The organism is Vibrio sp. Y58_MX_L22, from assembly GCF_024181865.1.
GTDB classification, from domain to species: domain Bacteria; phylum Pseudomonadota; class Gammaproteobacteria; order Enterobacterales; family Vibrionaceae; genus Vibrio; species Vibrio alginolyticus.
Genome location: NZ_JAMZAN010000026.1, coordinates 1 through 6,236, shown reverse-complemented (window position 1 = coordinate 6,236; position 6,236 = coordinate 1). Strand labels below are relative to the sequence as shown.

Here is a 6,236-nt window from a genome sequence, read left to right as displayed (position 1 = left end):
AAAGACAGGAACAGTACCGGAAAAGACAGGAAAAATTCCTAGGCGTAACAAGCTGCAAAACGAATTTATATTATTGATTTGTAAGAGCCCTTACTGGATCCATCCGGTAGGGGCTTTCTTATTTCTAGCTCAATGAAATAAAGGAGTTTCTATGAACCAACCCAAAAACAGCAGGAAGAATGCAGGAGTTGATACATCTAAAACCACACCAGAAGACAAGCCATTCTCTACCATTCTCAAAACAGGTGAAGCACCCAAACTAGGGGCAAAGGCCCAAGGAATGGTGCTCTACGAGGTTGCTCAAAACAGTGAAGATGATCAACTCTACTTTCGTATTGCCGGACAAAGTGGCGGGGCAGGATTGCATTCAAAACACTGGGTTCCACTTAACGAACTATTCCAGTTGATCGAATCTCAAGGTGATAACCCGTGGAAAAGTCAGGTCTATAAATCCCTATATCCCTCAGGTTCAGCTAACAACCTAGGGTTTTGCGCCTCAATAGTTAGAGACTTAGGTCTAGCCCAAAAGTCCAAATCATCAATTTATCTTCACGTACTAGGCGACGAATACCAAAAGCTAAAAGCAGAGCTGTTAGCACTCGCAGACAAGAAAACAAAATAACCCTTCCATTTATCGTCGTTGACGTCGTACCGACGACACCGACAGCAATCACTATCAAATTTTTCAATCAGTAAATCTAATAAGGAAATGTAGTAATGAAAAAACTACTAATCAGTGCGTTAGTTCTAGCTAGCTTTGGTGCATCAGCAGGTCTATTTAGTTCGGATACAGATGATGCAATCCAGACAATTAAAGAAGGCAGCCCAGATGGTTGCCCTTACGCAATAGGGGACATGATCGACTCGGCATTCACCAATGAAACATGGAAATCAGGTAAAACCAAATCGGGTCGAATCTTCGTGGATATTGAAGGTGATGTGAATTTCCGCAATCAAGAGCAGAAAGCATTTATGCAATTCGAAGTTGATGGGGATGAGTTCTGGCTCAATACATTGAAGCTAAATAACCAGTACCAAAGTCAGATGATGACTCGTAGCTTCGCAAATCATCTATGCGATTCAGTTAAGTAAGTTGGGACATTAAATCACTAAGGGCAGTATCGATAGGTATTGCTCTTCTTTACTTCCCGAAGGAGCAAACATGCAAAGCAAAACCTTTTCACAATCATCATCCCAATCCAAAAAGAACACAGGTATTCGTGCAGCGAAAATAGGTGCTGCTCTCGGAGCTAGATTCGGTCCATATCCATATTCCGTATTAATCGGTGGTATAGCTGGCTTCGTAATTGGTGTTGTCGCCGACGAGGTTATAGATGATTGACGGGCAAGCTAGGTGAGCAGGGGATAACCTCTGCTTTTTTTGGGGTAGCTCGACAGCGACGACAACCGCCGCTGTCGCGCCAAGTAAAAAAACTATTTTCTTTTCGATTCTTCGTATTCCTTCATGGCATCTTCAAGACTTTGTTTTTCTTCAATCTCTTCATAGGCAAGCTGTTTACACTCATTTTTAAGGGCTTCTAGTTCTTCGTCGTCATACGCTGAATATAAACCACTTTTTTTGAGTTCTCTGACTTTGGAGTTGAATTTAGCAGAAGCCTTTTCTTTAAGCTTTTCGAGCCATCGAATATTGTCCGCGCGGAATGGAACCTTGCCTTTTTCTACCTTTATACCCTCGTCTTCTAGACGTCTTACCTCTTGTTCAACCATCCCCATAAAGTCCACGACAGAAATTCCATAGATCGGGCATATGTTGCTGATATGAAAGATATTGATAACCACGTCCGCGTTTTCAATTTTTGAGTAGGCTGCTTTAGTGATCTTAAGCTTTTTTGCTATGGCTTCCTGACTGGATTTGTTGTCCGGATTGATTGTGCTTTTGTCGCCGCCAGAGAGGATGAAATCGGGACCATACAACCGTAGTTGCCTAAATAGCAAAGAGCAAACTGACGACCATGTCGTTAGCTTTGTGGATTTTACTTTCGCCATATCTGGGACCTTTCTCGTCGATATTGAATGGGCAAATCTTACCACTATCAAACAGTATCCAAAACCCATTCATATAAAAAAGTATCTAAAAAGTTGATATTTTTCGTTGACTACAAAATAGTATCTATTATGATGACCACACTAAAAGTCAACAAAAAGGAGACTTTTTATAATTGCTCTTTAAAAATTTGGATAAGGTCTAGCGTTTACGACCGTGGTCAGTGTGAGTTGTTGTAATCAACATATAGGGGGAGAAATGCTAACCGAAATAAGAGATGAGGAGCTGTTCCGCTCAGGAATGGTTCTAGCGAAAGCGAAACACATCTCAGCATGTAAACCAATAAAGAATAGGGTCAAAGCCGAGCGGTTGGAAGATTGGTTAAACCAATACAAATCCTTCGAACCTCCATCAGACTTCCTTACTACAAAACTGGAAGAACTGGTGGGAGATTCGGATGTACTCGGCGACAGCGACGACAGAGCTTACATAGAAAGCTGTGTTCTTCGCTATCAACGAGGCATACCGATACATATCGGTCGGCTAATGAAGTATCAGCGAAGCCTGGAATCAGGAGAAGCCAATCTCCAACATCTAATCGGTATGGGACTTCTTACTATCGATGATGAGAATCGAGTACAGGTACAAGGGGACCCTGCGTTCTTTCTCTCTGGCCCAGAGCTAAAACTCTGGCCGAAAAATCCAGATGGCACGTTGTTAACTGAGCGGCGCAAATTGAAAGGAGTAAAAGTAGATCTCGCCCAACGAATGTATGCAGCAATGATGTACGTTCGATACAACAAGATCTTGCGTTTTCATGTCGGTATTCAGGGGAGACACCATGAATGGCCGAATCCATTTGGTACTTCTACAGGCAGAGAAGCAGCCAAGGGAGATTCATTTGTATATCTGCCAAAGTCGATCCGCAATCATCTGCTTCACCCCAAGAAAGGCGATCAGATTTTCGTGTTGGACTACTCATCTCAAGAGCCAGCAGCACTAGCAGCATTGTCTGGTGACTACGACCTATGGACGGCTTATCAACAAGGGGACTTGTACTTACATCTAAAATCACGTTCCCAAGAGTTTAATGAACTAGACCGAGATAGATTTAAACGTCTATGTAATGCCCACTTGTACGGTATTACTCCCTGGGGAATACGTCGGAATTATGGCGTCAGTCCCTTGAAAGCAGCAGCTTGGGATCGGGAGTTGCGCGCCATTTTTCCTCGGGAGAATGCGTACCTCGATCAGAAAGTCCGAGAAGCGAGAAAACAAGGATATGCAGAAGTCTTCGGATTTCGCCGAACCGTCGACGCAGACACGAAAACTTCCACACTTCGAAATTTCTATGTACAGGCGGTGTGTAGTTACATGCTGCGTAAGCTCTGTATCAAGCTAGATCAACTCAATATTTCACTCATTTTTGCAATTCATGATTGTATCGGTGTCCAGACTCATGCAACGGATTCAGAGACGTATGCCATAGCAGAAAAAGCAATGGCAGATGTTTCCGAGGAAGTGCTCGGAAAAGGCTACCGCCTACGGTGTGATTGCGAATACCACGTAATCAATAACTACTAACCAACAAGTAAACAGGAGATAAATCATGGCATTAAGTATTCGAACTAAAAGCAGTAAAAACAAAACTGGACCGAAAACACCTTTTCAACGAGTGGAGAGTCACCTTACGGTGATGTTGACACAAGCATTAAAAGAGAACGAAGGTAAGCTCGGTGACAGCCTTGCACAAGCTATGCAAAACCTTCCCAATGCTGCGGTTGCGCTCGACAATTCTACGCCAGTTCTTGTCGTGGCTGGTGGTACAACAAATTACAGCACGTCTCTAAACGGTCAAATTAGTCAGGCGGTTGTGGCTAAAGCTGCGCGCGCTGCAGGCGTAAAAGGTTTAACGGTAAAAAGTGTAGAGAAAGCTCTGGAAACTGTCAGCCTAGACGCGGTTTTGGAAGGGGCAGATGCAGATGTGAACATCTTCAATGCTTATATCGACGTTGACAACAAAAGTAAAGGTGTTGCGCTCGATGCTCGTAGTAGCGACGGTCGAGGATTGGTTCTAGCTGGCGGTGAAGTTCTGCTTAGCGATAAAGAAACAGATATCACCTTCCGTTACGCCCCAAATAATGGACACCTCCAATATGTATCCGGCTGGGAGCAACAAGATATACCGTCTAAACTTCAAGAACTCTTCAGCAATCTAAGCTATGGCCAGTTTGTAGCCATCATGGCGTACGCAGGCTTTATATTAAGTCACCCGAGAGCGGACGGACTTACTTATCCGATTCTTTACCTTCATGGGAATGCTGGCTCTGGTAAAACGACAGTCGCCCGCTTAGTCGCTATGCTACTGGGACTAAATGGAACGAAAGTGAAGACTCAGCCTAAAGATATTCGTGATCTTATTGCTACCGCTTCGCACAACTACATGTTGTGTTTCGATAACTGTGGTCGCATTAGTGACGAGTTAGCCAATGGTATGTGTAGCGTGGCAACGGGTGGCACCGTTGATGGTCGTAAACTTTATACGAATGTAGATTTGGTCGAAACGCTCCTCCACCAACCAATGATATTAACGGCGATTAAGTTCCCTAAACAATACGATTTATGCACTCGTTCAATATTCATCAAAGCGGGTAAACCACGAATTACCTACGCCAGTGACACAGAGATATACCAAAAGCTAAGTGCAATCCTCCCGTATGCCCAGTCGTGGTTGCTCAGTATGACCGCAAAAGCTATGGCAATGTTAGACGATGTTTCATCTATTGCCAAGTTCCGAGGTGGTGACTTCAATACATTTCTAGCAGCCTTCGAAACTGTATTGGGTATTACCGATCAATCAGTCCAGCAGGGTGTAAACAAAGCGCAGGAAGAAGCCCTGAATATGCAGGCTTTAGAACATGATGAGTTGTTGGCGAGCATTATAACTATCGTTCAGCAGGAGAAACTTTTTACTGGTGGTCCAACGCAGGTTCATAAAATGCTACATAGTGCCATCATGTCAGAAATGCGCCGTCTACCAAGCAACTGGCCTCAGAATGCGTCAGCTTTAAGTACCAAGCTTAACCGTATGAAAGAGCAGTTAGAAAAACATGGTGTTGAGGTTATATCTGGTGGTACACGAGGTACTAACGGGCGTAAGCTAACGCTTCGTGCAATCGAGAAAGCTCAGAATGTCGAAGGTATAATCCCTCACGGACCATCGTTCTCTGAGCCGCTGACGCACCCAGAATCAGCTCCGATAGAAGTTAACCGCTTTGTTGAAGAGCTCCCAGAACTCGACCCTGTTGACATGGACGATGATTTTGACCCGCTGAATGAAAGCGAGATGGACCAGTTGATGGAAGAGCATGATCGCATAATAAGCAAGTTCGACTCTGCACCTAAATGGCATGAGATGACGCAAGCTGAATCTGATGCGGCTACATCTGCATTTCTTGGCTGACACCACCTCTAAATTACATTTTCCTACTCAGCCTTAACGGTGCTTTTAGAAAAAGCATCGAACACCACATATTACATCTTTAAATCAACGCTTCTGGGCTTGGATACATTCAAGCCTAGTGGCGAAGCACCAACTAATTTCGAGGGACTACCATGACAAATATGACCCAAACACAATCAATCCCAGAAGCAATTATGGATGAAATGAAGTTCTTAAAGGGGCTAATAGACGAAACGAGCTTCAAGAGTGAGAAACTAGATATTGAAATAGATACTACCACTGAAGCCGTCTCTTTTCCTGAATTTAACGGCTGTGCTGTGGGCATGGTTATCAACACAGGGAAATGTTTTTATACGTGCGGACAGGATGCCTGTAGCGGCGTTTATGACCTGATGAATATTATATCTACGGATTGGCAATCTAGTTCGACACGTGGAACTACAGTACGCTTGAACTCGTCTGTTAAATGGCAGGGAGTGGCCCCAAAAACGTTTAGCTGTGAGTATGACCTAGCCTCAGAGGCAGGCATCCCACCATCAATATACGAGGCTTATGCGTATTTAAGCGCAAATTCAGAGCTTTCTAAAGGTGAGTTATTAGAGATTTTTGGAGGGGCAGTCTGCTCTTTAGCGTGCAACACTTTCTATTATGATTTCGACTGTGCAGGCGACTTAGAAAGTTTTTACTTTGATGCTTACGCTGCATTCAACCGCGATTTAGAAACGATACAACATTAAGCCTCTCACTACTCAGCCCACACCACCGCTA

7 protein-coding genes are annotated in these 6,236 nt (G+C 43.9%); 6 read left to right on the top strand and 1 reads right to left on the bottom strand.

What is annotated here, in order from left to right:
- Positions 1 to 151: 151 nt before the first annotated feature.
- From NL626_RS22800 to NL626_RS22790, 3 genes are all read left to right on the top strand, one after another.
- Complete coding sequence (locus tag NL626_RS22800) at positions 152 to 622, top strand: hypothetical protein (protein ID WP_253657767.1); 471 nt, start codon at positions 152 to 154, stop codon at positions 620 to 622.
- 95 nt (positions 623 to 717) lie between these two features.
- Positions 718 to 1,092: a hypothetical protein gene (locus NL626_RS22795; protein ID WP_029830634.1), complete on the top strand. Its 375-nt coding sequence runs from the start codon at positions 718 to 720 to the stop codon at positions 1,090 to 1,092.
- Positions 1,093 to 1,162: 70 nt separating this feature from the next.
- A complete protein-coding gene (locus tag NL626_RS22790; RefSeq protein WP_140319866.1) occupies positions 1,163 to 1,342 on the top strand; it encodes a hypothetical protein in 180 nt (59 codons plus the stop codon).
- A 92-nt stretch (positions 1,343 to 1,434) separates the two neighbouring features.
- Here the strand turns inward: NL626_RS22790 and NL626_RS22785 are convergent, their stop codons facing one another.
- Positions 1,435 to 2,007: a helix-turn-helix domain-containing protein gene (locus tag NL626_RS22785; protein WP_154216622.1), complete on the bottom strand. Its 573-nt coding sequence runs from the start codon at positions 2,005 to 2,007 to the stop codon at positions 1,435 to 1,437.
- A gap of 256 nt (positions 2,008 to 2,263) precedes the next feature.
- On the opposite strand from NL626_RS22785, the gene NL626_RS22780 reads away from it, so the two are divergent.
- The 3 genes from NL626_RS22780 (at position 2,264) to NL626_RS22770 (ending at position 6,205) form a co-directional block, all read left to right on the top strand.
- Positions 2,264 to 3,589, top strand: a complete 1,326-nt coding sequence (locus tag NL626_RS22780) for a DNA polymerase (protein ID WP_253657766.1) — start codon at positions 2,264 to 2,266, stop codon at positions 3,587 to 3,589.
- A 25-nt stretch (positions 3,590 to 3,614) separates the two neighbouring features.
- Positions 3,615 to 5,468 carry a hypothetical protein gene (locus NL626_RS22775; protein ID WP_253657765.1) on the top strand — a complete coding sequence of 618 codons (1,854 nt, stop codon included), beginning with the start codon at positions 3,615 to 3,617 and terminating at the stop codon, positions 5,466 to 5,468.
- A 152-nt stretch (positions 5,469 to 5,620) separates the two neighbouring features.
- Entirely contained in the window at positions 5,621 to 6,205 is a 585-nt protein-coding gene (locus NL626_RS22770; protein WP_253657764.1) for a hypothetical protein, read from the top strand.
- Positions 6,206 to 6,236: the final 31 nt, after the last annotated feature.